Below are 16167 nucleotides of genomic sequence, written 5' to 3'. Positions count from 1 at the left end.
TCGTCGCACGGCGCCACTCGCGCAAACGGTCGCTTGGTCAGGCGGGGCGCAGCGAGTTCATCGTCTTCTCGACTTCCCAGTACGCGCGCAGCGCCGCGAGCTTGCCGTCGGCGTCGGCGCGGTAGGTGAACACCCCGTGCGCCTCGGAGATGTGGCCCGCGATGTGCGTGACGATTTTCCCGATGTAGGCGACCTCGTTCCCGCAGATGATCTCCTCGTCGAAGACGAACTCGAGGTTCTCCGTGGTCCCGATCGTCTTGTCCCAGAACGCGGCGAGTTGCTCGGCGCCTCGGTGGCCCTTGCCCTCCTCGTCGAACATCGACGGCCCGACGGGGTCCTCGACGATCCCGTCGTCGGCGAAGTTGTCCAGCCACGCCTGCTTGTCACGCTTGGCGACGGCCTCGCGGGAGCGGCGGCCGGCGACGACGGCGGGGTTGGTCTCCCGATCGATGTTCAGGTACGCGGGTGTGCTCACTTAGCACCGGTGCCGTAGTCGACCTGCAGTTCCTTGATCCCGTTGATCCAGCCGTGGCGCAGCCGGCGCGGCGCCTCGAGCTTGGTGATGTCGGGGACGATGTCGGCCAGCGCGTTGAACATCAGGCTGATCTCCATGCGGGCCAGGTTGGCGCCGACGCAGAAGTGCGCGCCGTTGCCGCCGAACCCGACGTGCGGGTTGGGGTCGCGCAGCACGTTGAAGGTGAACGGGTCCTCGAAGACCTCTTCGTCGTAGTTGGCCGACCCGTAGAACATGCCGACCCGGTCGCCCTCCTTGATCTTCACGCCGCGAATGTCGGTGTCGCGCACCGCGGTTCGCTGGAAGGAGTTGACCGGCGTGGCCCAGCGGACGATCTCGTCGACGGCGGTCGCCGGACGGTCGCGCTTGAAGATCTCCCACTGCTCGGGGTTGTCGAGGAAGGCGTTCATGCCGTGGCTGATCGCGTTGCGGGTCGTCTCGTTGCCCGCGACGGTCAGCAGGATGAAGAAGTAGCCGAACTCGATCTCGTCGAGCGAGTGCCCGTCGATGTCGGCGGTCACCAGCCTGGTGACGATGTCGTCGGCGGGGCACTTGCGACGCTCGTCGGCCATGTTGTAGCCGTAACCGAGGATTTCGGCCGACGCGACGTCGGGCGGGGTGGTGAACTCCGGGTCGTCGGCGTTCATCATCGAGTTCGACCAGTCGAACAGCTTCATCCGGTCTTCCTGCGGCACGCCGAGGAGGTCGGCGATCGCCATCAGCGGAAGGTCGACGGCGACCTGGTGGACGAAGTCGCCGTCACCGGAATCGGCCGCCTCCTGCACGATCTTGCGCGCTGCCGAGTCGAGCTTCTCCTCCAGCTCGTGGACCGCACGCGGGGTGAACAGCTTGGACACGACCTTGCGCATGCGCGTGTGGTTGGGAGCGTCCTGGTTGATGAGCAGCGCCTTGGTGACTTCCAGCGCCTCGGCGGGCATGTCGTCCTCGAACCGCATGATCACGCCGTTGCGGTTGGTCGACCAGTCCTCGGAGTTCTTGGAGATGTCGCGGATATCGGCGTGCTTGGACACGACCCAGTAGCCGGCATCGTGGAAGCCGCCGCCCTTGCCGGGCTCCTGGGCGTTGAACCAGACCGGCGCGGTCTTGCGGAGGCAGGCGAACTCCTCCATCGGAATACCCTGCGTGAGCAAGTCCGGGTTGGTGAAATCCCACCCCTTCTGCTGCATGAACGGACACTGCGCCGCGGCCGTCTCACCGCTCTGCGAGACTGCCGCCTCATTCGCCTGGGTCACGTCTGTACCTCTTCCACCTGTCCCCGGCCGGGCCGCGACCGAGGAGGAACGTGTTTCAATTCGTATGACTCACACTCTGCCACACTGGCTAGACGGGAACAAGAACTTGTTCTAGTTTTGAAGCGAGATACCTACCAACGGAAGTGAGTTCGCACATGGGCGTTCCGGTAATCGTGGAAGCGGCGCGGACGCCGATCGGCAAGCGCAACGGCTGGCTGTCGGGCCTGCACGCGGCGGAGATCCTCGGCGCGGCGCAGCGCGGGGTCATCGAACGCGCCGGAATCGACCCGGAACTGGTCGAGCAGGTCATCGGCGGCTGCGTCATGCAGGTCGGCGAACAGGGCAACAACGTCACGCGCACCGCCTGGCTGCACGCCGGGCTTCCGTGGCAGACCGGCGCCACCACCGTCGACTGCCAGTGCGGATCGGCGCAGCAGGCGAATCATCTGATCGCGGGCCTCATCGCCACCGACACGATCGACATCGGCGTCGCCTGCGGCATCGAGGCGATGAGCCACGTGCCGCTGGGCGCGAACGTCGGCGAGAACGCCGGTCCGCGACGCCCTGAGTCGTGGGACATCGACATGCCCAATCAGTTCGAAGCCGCCGAACGCATCGCTGAGCGCCGCGGCATCACCCGTGCGGATCTCGACGCTTTCGGCCTGCGCAGCCAGCAGTTGGCCAAGCAGGCGTGGGACGAAGGCCGCTTCGACCGCGAGATCCTGACCGTGATCGCCCCCGAGCGGACCAAAGAGGGCGAACTGACCGGCGAGAAGCTCACCGTCAACCGCGATCAGGGCCTGCGCGACACGACCGCCGAGTCGTTGGCCGGCCTCAAACCGGTGATGGAGGGCGGCCGCCACACGGCCGGCACGTCGTCGCAGATCTCCGACGGCGCTGCCGCGGTCCTGCTGATGGACGAGGACAAAGCCAAGGCCCTCGGCCTCAAGCCCCGTGCGCGGCTGCGGGCTCAGGCCCTCGTCGGCGCCGAGCCCTACTACCACCTCGACGGACCGGTCCAGGCCACCGAGCGCGTCCTGGCCAAGGCGGGTATGTCGATCGGCGACCTCGACCTGGTGGAAATCAACGAGGCCTTCGCCTCGGTCGTGCTGAGCTGGGCCAGTGTGCACAACCCCGACATGGACAAGGTGAACGTCAACGGCGGGGCGATCGCGCTGGGCCACCCTGTCGGGTCGACCGGTTCGCGACTGATCACCACCGCCCTGCACGAGCTGGAGCGGCGCGACGGCGAGACCGCGCTGGTCACCATGTGCGCCGGCGGCGCGCTGTCGACCGGCACGATCATCGAGCGGATCTAGTCCGACCGTCATGGACGCCGGCAAGCGCCCCGACCAGCTCGATTCGCCACTCGTCGCGAAGTTCATCAAGATCGGTTCCCGGCTCAACACGCGCCTGTACCGGGCGACCGGTGGACGGCTGGGCGGGACGTGGCGGGTGGGAGCGGCACTGCGCAAGCCGGCACCGGTCTGCCTGCTGACGACGACGGGCCGCAAATCTGGCCAGCCTCGGACGGCGCCGCTGATCTACCTGCTCGACGGCGATCGGTTCGTCGTCGTCGCGTCGCAGGGCGGATTGCCCCATCACCCCGCGTGGTACCTGAACCTGCGGGAGCACCCGGAGGTGACGATCGAGATCGGCAGCGAGCGCCACGACCTGGTCGCGCGCACCGCGTCGGCTGACGAGAAGACGGCGTTGTGGCCGCGGCTCATCGACCTCTACGCCGACTTCGACACCTACGACGCGTGGACCGAGCGCGAAATCCCCGTCGTCATCTGCGAGCCGCGATAATTTCAGGCGCCACAGAGCCGAACGTGGACGATATGTCCACGATCGGCCCTAGGACGGACGAAATTCGCACATCTCCCGGATCGCCGCGCCGACCCAGCGGTCGAGGAACTCGGCGAGGGCCGTCGGGTCGCGCTCCCCGTCGTCGAGCACGAGGGACTGCAGGGTCCGCAGGATGATCTCCGAGATGTCGGCCAGCTGCGGCTCCTTCAAGCCCCACGACGGCCAGTCGACGGCCATGCGGCCCATCATCGATCGCGCGAACTCGCGGCCGACCTCCGACGTGAAGTCGCCGACAACGGGCAGGCTCAGCTGGTCGCCGCGCAACACCAGGCCGACGTAGTCGTCGGCGGCCAGCCCGTCCATCACCGCGACGAGCCCGGCGACCACGGCTTCGTCGGGGCGCGTGAAGCCGCGCAGCGTCGCCGCGATCCGGTCGAGCAAGCCCCCGACGGCCCCCATCGCGGTGGCGGCGAGCAGATCGCCCGTGCTGGGGAAATAGCGATACACCGTCTGCCGCGTGACACCGAGCTGGCGGGCGACGTCGGCCAGGCTCGTCGATGCGCCCTTCTCGTCGATCACCTCACGCGTTGCGGCCAGGATCCGCGCGACGGCCTCCTCGTCGTCGCCGGGCGGATGGCCGCCCCAGCCGTGGGTTCGCATGGCTGATCAGCCTAGTCGCCTCGGCACCGCCCGCGACCCCCGGCGCATGACCATACAGATAGTTGTTTGGTGTATGGTGTAGTGACCGCTGCCACACAGCCGATCCCGCGCGGAGGAACACATGACCACAGCCGCTGCCACCTGCCCCCTGGGCAAAGGCTTCGACTTCACCGATCCCGACCTGCTCGCGCGCGGAATGCCCGTCGCCGAGTTCGCCGAGCTGCGCCGGACCGCCCCGGTGTGGTGGAACGACCAGCCCGCGTTGAGCCCGATCTTCGGCGACGACGGATTCTGGGTCGTGTCGAAGCACCGGCACGTGCGCGAGGTGTCCAAGGACAGCGGGTTGTGGTCGACCAACGCCAAGGGCGCGATCATCCGCCTGCCCGAGTACATGGAGCCCGATCAGCTCGAGTTCACCAAGGCACTGCTGATCAACCACGATCCGCCCGAGCACACCCGTCTGCGCAAGATCGTCTCGAGGATGTTCACGCCGAAGGCGGTCCACGCGCTGGAGGACAAGCTCGCCGCGACCGCGCGCGAGGTCGTCGAGGAGGCGGTCGCCGCCGGCAGCGGGAACTTCGTCGACGACGTGTCGATCCACCTGCCGCTCAAGGCGATCATGGATTTGCTCGGGGTTCCCGAGCCGGACCGCGGCCGCATCCATCAGCTCGTCGACTCGATCATCAACAGCGACGATCCCGACCAGCCGTTCGACCCGGTCACCGCCAACGCCGAGCTGATGGCCTACGCGTACCAGATGGCCGAGGAGCGGCGGAAGAATCCCACCGACGACATCGTCACCACGCTGGTCCAGGCCGGCGACGACGGCGAGGCGATGACCGAGATCGAGTTCGGCTTCTTCGTGATCCTGCTGATCACCGCTGGCAACGAGACGACGCGCAACGCGACGAGTCACGGCATGAACGCCTTCTTCGACCACCCCGACCAGTGGGAGCTGTTCAAGGCGGAGCGTCCGAGCACCACCGTCGACGAGGTGCTGCGCTGGTCGACGCCGGTCCACGCGTTCCAGCGCACCGCGACCACCGACACGCAGATCGAGGGGGTCGACATCGCCAAGGGACAGCGCGTCGGCATCTTCTACAGCTCGGCGAACTACGACGAAGAGGTCTTCGACAACCCGTTCGCCTTCGACATCACCCGAGACCCCAACCCGCACTTGGCCTTCGGCGGCAACGGCGCGCATTTCTGCATCGGCGCCAACCTCGCACGGATGGAGCTGAACCTGATCTTCAACGCGATCGCCGACGTCATGCCCGACGTGACACGTACCGGCGAGATCCAGCGCGTCCGGTCGGGCTGGCTCAACGGCGTCAAGGGGCTGGGCGTCGACTACGGCTGTCCCGCGCGCACCTGAGCCCGGCTTGGCGGCGGGTAGTTTCGTCGGCATGGGTGAGCAGAAGCGACGCATGCTGTCCGGGGAGCTTTACAAGGACAGCGATCCCGAGCTCGTCGCCGAGCGACGTCGGGCCGCGAAGCTCTGTGCCGCCTTCAACGCGGCCGCTGCCGACGACGACGCCCGTCGCCGCGAACTCTTGGGCGAGCTGCTCGGTGGAATCGGCGAGGGCTCGTGGATCATGCCGCGTTTCCAGTGCGACTACGGACATCTCATCGAGATCGGATCCAACTCCTTCCTCAACTACGACGCGATCCTGCTCGACTGCGCACCCATCGTGATCGGCGACGATTGCTCGATCGGGCCGCGCGTTCAGCTATTGACCGCCCTGCACCCGATGACCGACCATCAGGCCCGCCGTGAGCGCTGGGAGTCCGCCGCCCCCATCCGCATCGGCAACAACGTATGGTTCGGCGGCGGCGTCATCGTCTGCCCGGGAGTCACCGTCGGCGACGACACCGTCGTCGGCGCCGGCAGCGTCGTCACCCGCGACATCCCGGACCGCGTTTTCGCGGCGGGCAATCCGGCGCGCGTGGTGCGGTCCGTATAACGCAACGCCTGGTTTTGCGGACTCTTGCCGGATCAGCCGACGCCGCGCGCCGCACCCTCCCAGAACCGGGCACGCAGCGCCTTCTTGTCGGGCTTGCCCAGCGCGGTAAGCGGCAGCGCGTCGACGAACAGCACCTGCTTGGGCGACTGCACCCCGCCCTTGCGGTCCTTGACGGCCAGCTTGATCTCGTCGGCGATCACGTTGCGCGCGTCGTCGGTCTCACCGGCTCCTTCACGCAGCACGACGACGGCGGTGACCGCCTCGCCCCACTTGTCATCGGGCGCACCGACGACACCGACCTGCGCGACGGCGGGATGCTCGGCGATCACGTCCTCCACCTCGCGCGGGAAGACGTTGAATCCGCCGGAGACGATCATGTCCTTGGTGCGGTCGACGATGAACCAGAAGCCGTCGTCGTCTTCGCGCGCGACGTCGCCGGTGCGCAGCCACCCGTCGGCGGTGAAGGTCTCCGCGGTCTGTTCGGGCAACCCCAGGTAGCCGCCGGCCAGCAGCGGCCCCGACACGCAGATCTCGCCCGGCTCGCCGCGATCGACCTCCTTGCCGTCGGAGTCGAGCAGGGCGGTTCGCAGGAAGGCCGACGGACGGCCGCAACTGCCCAGGCGCGCGGGGTCGTGCTCGTCGCGCCGCAGGTAACTGATCACCATGGGCGCCTCGGACTGCCCGTAGTACTGCGCGAAGATCGGACCCCAGCGGTCGATGGCCTCGGCCAGCCGGACCGGATTGATCGGCGAGGCACCGTAGTAGACCGTCTCCAACGACGAGAGGTCGCGCGTCTGTGAATCCGGGTGGTCGAGCAACGCGTAGAGCATCGACGGCACGAGCATCGTCGCGCTGATCTTCTCCTCCTCGATCGTCTTGAGCACCAGGGCCGGATCGAAGGTCGGCAGCACGATCATCGTGCCGCCCTTCATCAGCGTCGGGGTGAAGAAGGCCGCGCCCGCATGCGAGAGCGGAGTGCACATGAGAAAGCGCGGACGCTCCGGCCACTCCCACTCCGCGAGCTGGATCTGGGTCATGGTCGACATGGCGCGGGCAGTGCCGACCACTCCCTTCGGCTTGCCCGTCGTGCCGCCGGTGTAGGTGATCGAAACGACGTGGTCGGGCGCCAGGCGCGCCGCCCGCAGCGGCTGCGGCGCGAAGCCGGCGGCGGTCGCGATGATGTCAGTGCCGACCTCGGCCAGTTCCGGCGGGACGGGGCCGAGCGTGAGGACCTGCTTGAGGCCGGGCACCTTGGCCAGCAGCTCGACCGTGCGCTCGACGAACTTGGGCACCGGGTCGATGATGATCGTCGTGACACCGGCGTCGTTCAGCACGTACGCGTGGTCGTCGGCCGACCCGAGCGGGTGCAGCGCGGTGCGCCGGTACCCCTGCGTCTGCCCCGCGCCGATCACCAGCAGCACTTCGGGGCGGTTGAGCGCGAGTAGCCCGACGGCCGTCCCGGTCCCGGCCCCGACGGACTCGAAGGCCTGAACGTAGGTGCTTATCGCGTCGGCCATCTCGGCTCCGGTCAACTCGACGTCGCCGAGTTTCAATACGTGCCGGTTCGCGTGGCGGTGGAGGGCGGCAACGAGTAGATCGCCCAAATGGGTGTCGCCGCGGAGGAGGTCGATTTCCGTCATGCCACAAGATTAGGACGTGTTCTAGTTTCAGGGAAGCTCAGCCCGATAACAACCTGTTCACACGGGGTGGCATACGTATCTCACGTATCAAGAACGTGTTACATTTTCGAGCCCGAAAAACTACCCGCCAGTAGACTCACTAGTAACAAGTCTACGGCGTTACGATCGGGCACATGACTGATCTGGACCAGACCACCACCCGCCGCGACATCACCGACGCCCTGCTCACCGCACTCGAACGCCGCCACGAGGTGCTGGACGCCATCGTCGACGCCGAGAACCGCGCCGCCGCCGTCGACGCCATCGCGGAACTGCTCGGCAAGTCGAAGCTGGGCGCGGAGGCGGTGCTGGGAATGTCCTTCTACCAGCTCACGAAAGATCAGCGCCGTCGCAACCAGGCCGAACTCGACGACCTCAACTCCGCGCTGACGTTCACCCTCGCCGAGCGGCCGGCGTCCAGCGGCGACACCCTGGAATTGCGGCCGTTCTCCCCCGACGACGACGCCGACCTCTTCGCGGAGCGCACGGCCGAGCAAGGCTCGGCGGGCGACGGCTCCGGCGCACCGGCCGGCGACCTGGACAACGAGATCGCGGCGGCCGCCGATCGCGTCGATCACGAGGAGGCCATCTGGCTCGTCGCGGTCGAGCGCGACGCCAAGATCGGTCTGGTCATGGGCGAGCTGACCGAGGGCGAGGTCGACGTCCGGATCTGGATCCGTCCCGACCACCGCAAGCAGGGACTGGGAACCGCGGCGCTGCGCAAATCCCGGTCGGAGATGGCGGCGTACTTCCCCGGTGTTCCGATGGTGGTGCGGGCACCCAGCGGGGCCTGACGCAGCCCGCACTCCTCCCGCAGAAATCGACAGATCCCGACGAAATCTCGTCGGGATCTGTCGATTCGTGCGGGTGGAACCTCAGCGCGCGCCGTAGACCGGGACCGGCTTCGGCGATTCGGCGATCAGCCGGCTCACCGCCGGGCCGACCTCGGCGGGAGCCCACCGGGCGCCCTTGTCCTGCGACGCGGCGCGCTGCCAGCCGTCGAGCACGGTGATCGTTCCGCCTTCGACCTCGAAGACGCGTCCGGTCACCTCGCCCGACTCCGCCGACCCCAGCCATACGACGAGCGGTGAGATGTTGGCCGGGTCCATCGCGTCGAAGGAACCATCCGACGGCGGTGCCATCTGGGCCGCCATCGCCTCACCCGCGCCCATCGTCATCTGGGTCCGCGCCGCGGGGGCGATCGCGTTGACGGTCACGCCATAGCCGCCGAGTTCGGCCGCCGCCTGGATGGTCAGTTCGGCGATGCCGGCCTTCGCCGCCGCGTAGTTGCCCTGCCCGACCGAGCCGAAGAGCCCCGCGCCCGACGAGGTGTTGACGACGCGGGCGGCGCGCTGGGAGCCGGCCTTGGACTGGGCGCGCCAGTATTCGGCGGCGTGACGCAGGACGACGAAATGCCCCTTGAGATGCACGCGGACGACCGCATCCCACTCGTCCTCCGACAGTGACACCAGCATGCGGTCGCGCAGGAACCCGGCGTTGTTGACCACCGTGTCGAGGCCGCCGAACTCGCGGACCGCCGTCTGGACCAGTTCGGCGCCGGCATCCCAGTCGGCGACGTCGGCACCGTTGGCCACCGCCTTTCCGCCAGCCGCAACGATCTCGTCGACGACCGCCTGGGCGGCGTCGGCGGCGTAGTCGTTGACGACGACGCTGGCGCCGTCGGCGGCGAACGCCAATGCGTGGGCGCGGCCGATGCCTTGGCCGGCGCCGGTGACGATGACGACGCGGTCGGTGCTGATCTGGGCGGACATGATGCTCCTTCGGTGATCGGGCCGCTCGTCGGCCACGGTGCTGGTGGCGGTGGTTAGACCCGGTTCTCGGCGTTGCCCGCGTCGAGGAAGGCAGGCTTCTCGCCGCCGCCGTGGACGGTCAGGGTCGAGCCGGTGATGTAGCCGGCGAGAGGCGAGAGCAGGAAGGCGACAGCGTTGCCTACGTCGACCGGGTTGGCGAGCCGGCCCATCGGGATCGTCTTGCCGACGGCCGCGACACCGTCGGCGTCGCCGTAGTGCAGGTGGGATTGTTCGGTCTCGACCGGACCGCACACCACCGAGTTGAGCCGCACGCTCGGCGCCCACTCGACGGCGAGGCTCGCGGTGAGGTTGTCCAGCCCGGCTTTCGCCGCGCCGTAGGCCGACGTGCCGGGCGACGGGCGGTGCCCGCTGACGCTGGACACGTTGACGATCGCTCCGCCGCCGGGCTGCTGGGCCATCACCGCGTGCGCGGCACGGGCGACGACGAGCGGTGCGACCAGGTTCAGTTCGATGATCTTGCGAGCGAAATTGTCCGACGCGTCGGCGGCGAGGGCGAACGGCGACCCGCCGGCGTTGTTGACGACGCCGTCGAGACGGCCGTGTTTATCGACGATCGCGGCCACCATGTCGGCGACCGCTCCGGAGTCGCGAACGTCGCAAGCGTGGAACTCGAAGCCGTCATCCCCCGACCCGTCGGGATCCGACCCGCTCGGGGCGTTGCGCGCGCACACGACAGGTACGGCGCCGAGATCGCCGAGCACGCGGGCGATTCCTGCTCCGACGCCACGCACGCCACCGGTGACCAGCAGCACCCGGCCGGCCAGGCCGAGGTCGGGCGTCGACGCCGCGAGGCGGTTCTCAGACATGGGTGCTACCCTACCAAACAACCAAGCATTTGCTTGGTTCGCGTTGATGCCAACGCTCTGACGCAACGACGAGGAGCTTCTCGTGCCCATCACGACCACCCGCGGTGCCCCGGGGTCCGACGACGCCGGCATCGTCACCGTCACCGTCGACTTCCCGCCGGTCAACGCGCTGCCCAGCGCCGCCTGGTTCGAACTCGCCGACACGATCAGCGCGGCCGGCGCCGACGAGAGCACCCACGTCGTCATCCTGCGAGCCGAGGGACGCGGCTTCAACGCCGGCGTCGACATCAAGGAGATGCAGGCGACGAGCGGCTTCGACGCGCTGATCGGCGCCAACCGGGGCTGCGCGGCGGCCTTCTCCGCGGTGTACGACTGCGCCGTGCCAGTCGTCGTCGCGGTCAACGGGTTCTGCGTCGGCGGCGGCATCGGCCTCGTCGGCAACGCCGACGTCATCGTCGCTTCCGACGACGCGGTCTTCGGGCTGCCCGAGGTCGACCGCGGCGCGCTCGGCGCGGCCACCCACCTGGCCCGGCTCGTGCCGCAGCACATGATGCGCACGCTCTACTACACCGCCCAGAACGCGACGGCCCAGCAGCTGCAGCAGTTCGGCTCGGTCTACCGTGTCGTCCCGCGCGAGGAGTTGCTCGACGCCGCACTGGAGGTCGCGCGGATGATCGCGACCAAGGACACCAGGGTCATTCGCGCCGCGAAGGCGGCGATCAACGGCATCGACCCGGTCGACGTGAAGACCAGCTACCTGCTCGAGCAGCGCTACACCTACGAGCTGAACCTGGCCGGTGTGGCCGACGAGCATCGCGACGCGTTCGTCGCGGGGAGCAAAAGCGAGCGGGACAAATGAGCACCGTCGAAATCGGCAAGGCGAAAGGGGCGAAGTAGTGGCCACGGACAAGACTTCGACGCTCGACGACGTGATCGGCGAGCTGCGCGACGGGATGACCATCGGCATCGGCGGATGGGGTTCGCGACGCAAACCGATGGCACTGGTGCGGGCACTGGCCCGCTCGGACGTCAAGGATCTCACCGTCGTGACCTACGGCGGAGCGGACTTGGGGCTGCTCTGCGAGGCCGGGAAGGTTGCCAAGGCCTACTACGGCTTCGTGTCGCTGGACTCGGCTCCCTTCTACGATCCGTGGTTCGCCAAAGCGCGCACGACCGGTGCGATCACCGTCCGGGAAATGGACGAGGGCATGGTCAAGTGCGGCCTGGAAGCCGCCGCCGCACGACTGCCCTTCCTGCCGATCCGCGCCGGTCTCGGTTCCGACGTCCCCACCTTCTGGGAGGGCGAACTCCAGACGGTCGTCTCCCCCTACCCCGATGCCGACGGCCGCACCCAGACCCTCGTCGCGATGCCCGCGCTGCGGCTGGACGCGGCCTTCGTGCACCTCGACCGCGCCGACCGCCACGGCAACGCCGCCTACACCGGCGTCGACCCGTACTTCGACGACCTCTACCTCGCGGCCGCCGATCGCCGGTACCTGGAGGCCGACGAGATCGTGTCCACCGAGGAACTCGTCGGCTCGGTGGAGCGCGAACGGCTGCTGATCAACCGGATGAACGTCGACCGCGTGGTGCACGCCCCGAACGGCGCGCATTTCACCTTCGCGGGCGGCTACGGCCGCGACGAAGCCTTCCAGCGGTTCTACGTCGAATCCGCTGGCGACGAGCAGACCTGGTCGGCGTTCAAGAAGCGCTTCCTCGACGTCGACGAGCAGACCTACCAGGCCGAGGTCGCCTCATGGCAGGCCGAGCAGGAGGACACCAAGTGAGCACCACCGACATCACCCGCGCCGAGTACTGCGTGATCTCCTGCGCCGACATCTTCACCGGCGCCGGTGAGATCATGGCGTCGCCGATGGCCCCGACGCCGCTGCTCGGAGCGCGCCTAGCGCGCCTGACCACCGAGCCCGATCTGCTGATCACCGACGGGGAGGCGCTGATCCTCGCCGACACTCCGGCGATCGGAAAGGTCGGCCCGATCGAGGGATGGATGCCGTTCCGCAAGGTCTTCGACGTCGTCGCGTCCGGCCGGCGGCACGTGGTCATGGGCGCCAACCAGATCGACCGGTTCGGCAACCAGAACCTGTCGGCGTTCGGTCCGCTGCAGCACCCGACCCGTCAGATGTTCGGCGTGCGCGGGGCTCCGGGCAACACGATCAACCATCCGACGAGCTACTGGGTCGCCCGGCATTCGTCGCGCGTCTTCGTCGATTCCGTCGACATCGTCTCCGGCGTCGGCTTCGACAAGGTCGATCCGGCCAACCCGGCCTACGATCACCTGAACATCCACCGGATCGTGACCAACCTGGGCGTCTTCGATTTCGGGGGCGCCGACCACACAATGAGGGCACTGTCCCTGCACCCGGGCGTCACCGCCGCCGAGGTCGCCGAGAACACCTCGTTCGCGATCGAGGGCCTCGATGACGCGCCGGAAACCGCGACGCCGACCGATGAGCAGCTGCGGATCATCCGAGAAGTGCTGGACCCCAAGGGCGTTCGCAACCGCGAGGTGAAGGCGTGACCGCGCCGGCACTCTCCACGCGATTCACCGAACTCGTCGGGATCGAGTACCCGATCGTGCAGACCGGCATGGGCTGGGTCTCGGGACCGGCGCTGACGTCGGCGACCGCGAACGCCGGCGGGCTGGGCATCCTGGCGTCGGCGACGATGACCTTCGCCGAACTCGAAACGGCCATCGCCAAGACGAAGTCGCTCACCGACAAGCCGTTCGGCGTGAATCTGCGCGCCGACGCCACCGACGCTCCGGAACGCATCGACCTGCTGATCCGCGAAGGCGTCAAGGTCGCGTCGTTCGCCCTGGCGCCCAAGCCGGAGCTGATCGCCAAGCTCAAGGACCACGGCATCGTCGTCATCCCGTCCATCGGCGCGGCGAAGCACGCGGTGAAGGTCGCCTCGTGGGGCGCCGACGCGGTGATCGTGCAGGGCGGCGAGGGCGGCGGACACACCGGCCCGGTCGCCACGACGCTGCTGCTGCCGTCGGTGATCGACGCGCTCAGCGAAAAGCCCGGCGAGCCGACGTCGATCCCCGTCGTCGCGGCCGGCGGATTCTTCGACGGTCGCGGCCTCGTCGCCGCGCTCGCCTACGGCGCCGAGGGCGTCGCGATGGGCACCCGCTTCCTCCTGACCTCGGACTCGGCCGTCCCGGATTCGGTCAAGCAGGAGTATCTGCAGCGCGGCCTCGGCGATACGGTGGTGTCGACGAAGGTCGACGGCATGCCGCACCGAGTACTGCGAACGCAGTTGGTCGAGGCGCTGGAGAGCGGATCGAGCGTCCGCGCGCTGGCGGCCGCGGCGCGCAACGCCAACGAGTTCAAGCAGATGACCGGCATGCGCTGGACGACCATGCTGCGCGACGGCCGGTCGATGAAACGCTCGGGCGAGCGCACCTGGCAGCAGATCATCATGGCGGGCAACACGCCGATGCTGCTGAAGGCCGGGCTGGTCGAGGGCCGCACCGATGCCGGTGTCCTGGCGTCCGGGCAGGTGGTCGGCATGATCGACGATCTGCCGTCGTGCCGGGAGCTGATCGAGTCGATCATGGTCCAGGCGCACGAACGACTGGCAGCGTTGAGCCGCTTGGCGTGACTCCGTCACGCGGTCCCGGTCGAGGAAGATTTTCAGTTAATCTCTAGTAACTGAATCCTGCTTCCGTCATAATCACCACATGGCGAACCAGTCTGCCGAACCACTGTGGACACCCGACGCCGATCGGGTGGCGCGGGCACGCGTCACCGAGTTCGCCCGACACGCCGGGCGCGAGTCCGACGACTACGCCGCACTGTGGGAATGGTCGGTCACCGACCTCGACGGCTTCTGGGCGGCGGTCTGGGACTTCTTCGGGCTCGACGCGGTGAGCGGATACGACGCCGCGCTGGCCGACGCGGCGATGCCCGGCGCGCAGTGGTTCACCGGCGCGACGGTCAACTTCGGCGAGTATTTGCTGGCCCAGGGCGAACCCGACGATGTCGCGGTGATCGCCACCGACGAGACCGGCGCGACCACATCGTGGACCCGGCAGCGGTTGCGCGACGAGGCGGGCGCCCTGGCGGCGACGCTGGCCAAGGCCGGCGTCGGGCCGGGCGACGTGGTCGTCGGGTATCTCCCCCACGTTCCCGAGACGATCGCCGCGTTCGCCGCCACCGCGTCGCTGGGCGCGATCTGGTCCTGTGTCGGCCAGGACTACGTCGCCGACGCGGCGATCGACCGCTTCGGCCAGTTGGAGCCCAAGCTGCTGATCACCTCCACCGGCTACCGGTTCAACGGCAAGACGCACGACCGTCGCGACGACATCGTCCGGTTGCGCGACGGGCTCCCGACCCTCCGGGAGACGATCGTGCTGTCCCGGGTCGGTTTCGACGGCGACGACCTCGGCACGCCCTGGGCGCAAGCGGTGGCCGAGCCCGCCGCGCTGACTCCCGTCCGCGTGCCCTTCGACCATCCGCTGTGGGTGCTGTTCTCCTCCGGCACCACCGGAGTCCCCAAGGGCCTGGTCCACGGCCACGGCGGGATTCTCGTCGAGATGCTCAAACAGCTCGGTCTGCATTGGGATCTCGGACCCGGCGACCGGCTGTTCTGGTACACCTCGCCCAGCTGGATGATGTGGAACGCCCAGATCGCCGCACTCGCCGTCGGGGCGTCGGTGATCTGCTACGACGGCTCGCCGTCCTTCCCCGACCCGGCGGCCATGTGGGACCTCGTCGACCAGCACGGCGCCACCTTCTTCGGCACCAGCCCCGGCTATCTGCAGGCGAGTCAGGCCGCCGGTGTGACACCGGTCAGCGGCACCCGCAAGCTCGCGTCGCTGCGCTCCATGGGCAGCACCGGATCGCCGCTTTCGCCCGACGTGCACCGCTGGCAGGCCGAGCAACTCCCCGACGTACCGCTGTGGTCGCTCTCGGGCGGCACCGATGTCTGCAGCGCTTTTATCGCCGGAGTGCCGACGGTGCCGGTGTGGGCCGGCGAGCTCTCGGTGCGCTGCCTCGGTGCGGCCATCGAGGCGTGGGGGCCCGACGGGGCGCCGGTGCCCAACGGCCAACTGGGCGAGCTGGTCATCACCAAGCCGCTGCCGAGCATGCCGGTGAAGCTGTGGAACGATCCCGACGGCGAGCGGTACCGCGACGCGTACTTCGAGATGTTCCCGCACGCGTGGCGGCAGGGCGACTGGATCACCCTGACCGACCGTGGCAGCGTCGTCATCCACGGGCGCTCGGATTCGACGCTCAACCGGCACGGAATCCGCATGGGCAGCGCCGACATCTACGCCGCGGTGGACACCGTCGACGGGATCGTCGAGTCGCTGGTCATCGGCGCCGAGCAGACCGACGGCTCGTACTGGATGCCGCTGTTCGTCGTCCTCGACCACGGCGTCGAACTCGACGACGAGCTGATCGCGGACGTCAAAGCGCGCATCCGCGAGCGGGCGTCGGCGCGCCACGTTCCCGACGAGATCATCGCGGTGCCCGGCATCCCGCACACCAAGACCGGCAAGAAGCTCGAAGTGCCGGTGAAGCGCCTCCTGCAGGGCGCGAAGCTCGGCGACGTCGCCAACCCGGCGTCGGTGGACAATCCCGATCTACTCGCGGTCTACGCGGAGCTGGCCGCGCTGCGCAAG

At 68.4% G+C, this 16167-nt stretch carries 16 protein-coding genes; 10 read left to right on the top strand and 6 right to left on the bottom strand.

From position 1 onward, the window contains the following. Positions 1-37: 37 nt before the first annotated feature. Together GOARA_RS09535 and GOARA_RS09530 are read right to left on the bottom strand one after the other, a co-directional pair. Positions 38-475, bottom strand: a complete 438-nt coding sequence (locus GOARA_RS09535; protein WP_007322147.1) for a nuclear transport factor 2 family protein — start codon at positions 473-475, stop codon at positions 38-40. Then, entirely contained in the window at positions 472-1701 is a 1230-nt protein-coding gene (locus GOARA_RS09530) for a cytochrome P450 (RefSeq protein ID WP_083834838.1), read from the bottom strand. The genes GOARA_RS09535 and GOARA_RS09530 overlap by 4 nt, the downstream gene beginning before the upstream one ends. Positions 1702-1922: 221 nt before the next feature. Between GOARA_RS09530 and GOARA_RS09525 the strand changes: the two genes are divergently transcribed. Together GOARA_RS09525 and GOARA_RS09520 are read left to right on the top strand one after the other, a co-directional pair. Continuing rightward, positions 1923-3086, top strand: coding sequence for a steroid 3-ketoacyl-CoA thiolase (locus GOARA_RS09525; RefSeq protein ID WP_007322145.1), 1164 nt, complete (start codon positions 1923-1925; stop codon positions 3084-3086). Positions 3087-3096: 10 nt separating this feature from the next. Then, positions 3097-3576, top strand: coding sequence for a nitroreductase family deazaflavin-dependent oxidoreductase (locus GOARA_RS09520; protein ID WP_007322144.1), 480 nt, complete (start codon positions 3097-3099; stop codon positions 3574-3576). Between the two features lie 48 nt (positions 3577-3624). On the opposite strand, the gene GOARA_RS09515 is transcribed toward GOARA_RS09520, so the two are convergent. Beyond that, positions 3625-4236, bottom strand: a complete 612-nt coding sequence (locus GOARA_RS09515; protein WP_007322143.1) for a TetR/AcrR family transcriptional regulator — start codon at positions 4234-4236, stop codon at positions 3625-3627. 121 nt (positions 4237-4357) lie between these two features. On the opposite strand from GOARA_RS09515, the gene GOARA_RS09510 reads away from it, so the two are divergent. Both GOARA_RS09510 and GOARA_RS09505 read left to right on the top strand, forming a co-directional pair. Continuing rightward, positions 4358-5611: a cytochrome P450 gene (locus GOARA_RS09510; protein WP_007322142.1), complete on the top strand. Its 1254-nt coding sequence runs from the start codon at positions 4358-4360 to the stop codon at positions 5609-5611. 31 nt (positions 5612-5642) lie between these two features. Beyond that, positions 5643-6200 carry a sugar O-acetyltransferase gene (locus tag GOARA_RS09505; protein ID WP_007322141.1) on the top strand — a complete coding sequence of 186 codons (558 nt, stop codon included), beginning with the start codon at positions 5643-5645 and terminating at the stop codon, positions 6198-6200. Between the two features lie 32 nt (positions 6201-6232). Here GOARA_RS09505 and fadD8 read toward each other — a convergent pair whose 3' ends face one another. Continuing rightward, positions 6233-7840 (bottom strand): fatty-acid--CoA ligase FadD8, encoded by a 1608-nt coding sequence (gene fadD8 / locus GOARA_RS09500; protein ID WP_007322140.1) that lies wholly within the window; start codon positions 7838-7840, stop codon positions 6233-6235. A gap of 173 nt (positions 7841-8013) precedes the next feature. Here fadD8 and GOARA_RS09495 point away from each other — a divergent pair, with 173 nt between their 5' ends. Then, positions 8014-8673 (top strand): GNAT family N-acetyltransferase, encoded by a 660-nt coding sequence (locus GOARA_RS09495; protein ID WP_007322139.1) that lies wholly within the window; start codon positions 8014-8016, stop codon positions 8671-8673. Positions 8674-8754: 81 nt separating this feature from the next. On the opposite strand, the gene GOARA_RS09490 is transcribed toward GOARA_RS09495, so the two are convergent. Together GOARA_RS09490 and GOARA_RS09485 are read right to left on the bottom strand one after the other, a co-directional pair. Then, positions 8755-9651 carry an SDR family oxidoreductase gene (locus GOARA_RS09490; RefSeq protein WP_007322138.1) on the bottom strand — a complete coding sequence of 299 codons (897 nt, stop codon included), beginning with the start codon at positions 9649-9651 and terminating at the stop codon, positions 8755-8757. A 53-nt stretch (positions 9652-9704) separates the two neighbouring features. Then, positions 9705-10517: an SDR family oxidoreductase gene (locus GOARA_RS09485; protein WP_007322137.1), complete on the bottom strand. Its 813-nt coding sequence runs from the start codon at positions 10515-10517 to the stop codon at positions 9705-9707. 82 nt (positions 10518-10599) lie between these two features. Between GOARA_RS09485 and GOARA_RS09480 the strand changes: the two genes are divergently transcribed. The 5 genes from GOARA_RS09480 to GOARA_RS09460 all read left to right on the top strand — a co-directional run. Beyond that, positions 10600-11376, top strand: coding sequence for an enoyl-CoA hydratase family protein (locus GOARA_RS09480; protein ID WP_007322136.1), 777 nt, complete (start codon positions 10600-10602; stop codon positions 11374-11376). A gap of 37 nt (positions 11377-11413) precedes the next feature. Further along, positions 11414-12304, top strand: a complete 891-nt coding sequence (locus GOARA_RS09475) for a CoA transferase subunit A (RefSeq protein WP_007322135.1) — start codon at positions 11414-11416, stop codon at positions 12302-12304. Beyond that, positions 12301-13056 (top strand): CoA-transferase subunit beta, encoded by a 756-nt coding sequence (locus tag GOARA_RS09470; protein ID WP_007322134.1) that lies wholly within the window; start codon positions 12301-12303, stop codon positions 13054-13056. Before GOARA_RS09475 ends, GOARA_RS09470 begins: the two co-directional genes overlap by 4 nt. Then, positions 13053-14141, top strand: a complete 1089-nt coding sequence (locus tag GOARA_RS09465) for an NAD(P)H-dependent flavin oxidoreductase (RefSeq protein ID WP_007322133.1) — start codon at positions 13053-13055, stop codon at positions 14139-14141. The genes GOARA_RS09470 and GOARA_RS09465 overlap by 4 nt, the downstream gene beginning before the upstream one ends. 79 nt (positions 14142-14220) lie before the next feature. Further along, a partial coding sequence (locus GOARA_RS09460; protein ID WP_007322132.1) for an acetoacetate--CoA ligase occupies positions 14221-16167 on the top strand: 1947 nt, incomplete at its 3' end.

Origin of the sequence: Gordonia araii NBRC 100433, from assembly GCF_000241265.1 — a bacterium.
Lineage (GTDB): Bacteria > Actinomycetota > Actinomycetes > Mycobacteriales > Mycobacteriaceae > Gordonia > Gordonia araii.
Note: the sequence above shows the minus strand (reverse complement) of the source record. Positions and strands in the feature narration are given on the sequence as shown.

Excerpts from the sequence above, each read along its gene's own strand:
- GOARA_RS09525 (WP_007322145.1), top strand. The coding sequence starts at position 1,923 with ATGGGCGTTCCGGTAATCGTGGAAGCGGCGCGGACGCCGATCGGCAAG.
- GOARA_RS09505 (WP_007322141.1), top strand. The coding sequence starts at position 5,643 with ATGGGTGAGCAGAAGCGACGCATGCTGTCCGGGGAGCTTTACAAGGAC.
- GOARA_RS09520 (WP_007322144.1), top strand. The coding sequence starts at position 3,097 with ATGGACGCCGGCAAGCGCCCCGACCAGCTCGATTCGCCACTCGTCGCG.
- GOARA_RS09490 (WP_007322138.1), bottom strand. The coding sequence starts at position 9,651 with ATGTCCGCCCAGATCAGCACCGACCGCGTCGTCATCGTCACCGGCGCC.
- fadD8 (WP_007322140.1), bottom strand. The coding sequence starts at position 7,840 with ATGACGGAAATCGACCTCCTCCGCGGCGACACCCATTTGGGCGATCTA.
- GOARA_RS09495 (WP_007322139.1), top strand. The coding sequence starts at position 8,014 with ATGACTGATCTGGACCAGACCACCACCCGCCGCGACATCACCGACGCC.
- GOARA_RS09515 (WP_007322143.1), bottom strand. The coding sequence starts at position 4,236 with ATGCGAACCCACGGCTGGGGCGGCCATCCGCCCGGCGACGACGAGGAG.
- GOARA_RS09510 (WP_007322142.1), top strand. The coding sequence starts at position 4,358 with ATGACCACAGCCGCTGCCACCTGCCCCCTGGGCAAAGGCTTCGACTTC.
- GOARA_RS09530 (WP_083834838.1), bottom strand. The coding sequence starts at position 1,701 with ATGCAGCAGAAGGGGTGGGATTTCACCAACCCGGACTTGCTCACGCAG.
- GOARA_RS09485 (WP_007322137.1), bottom strand. The coding sequence starts at position 10,517 with ATGTCTGAGAACCGCCTCGCGGCGTCGACGCCCGACCTCGGCCTGGCC.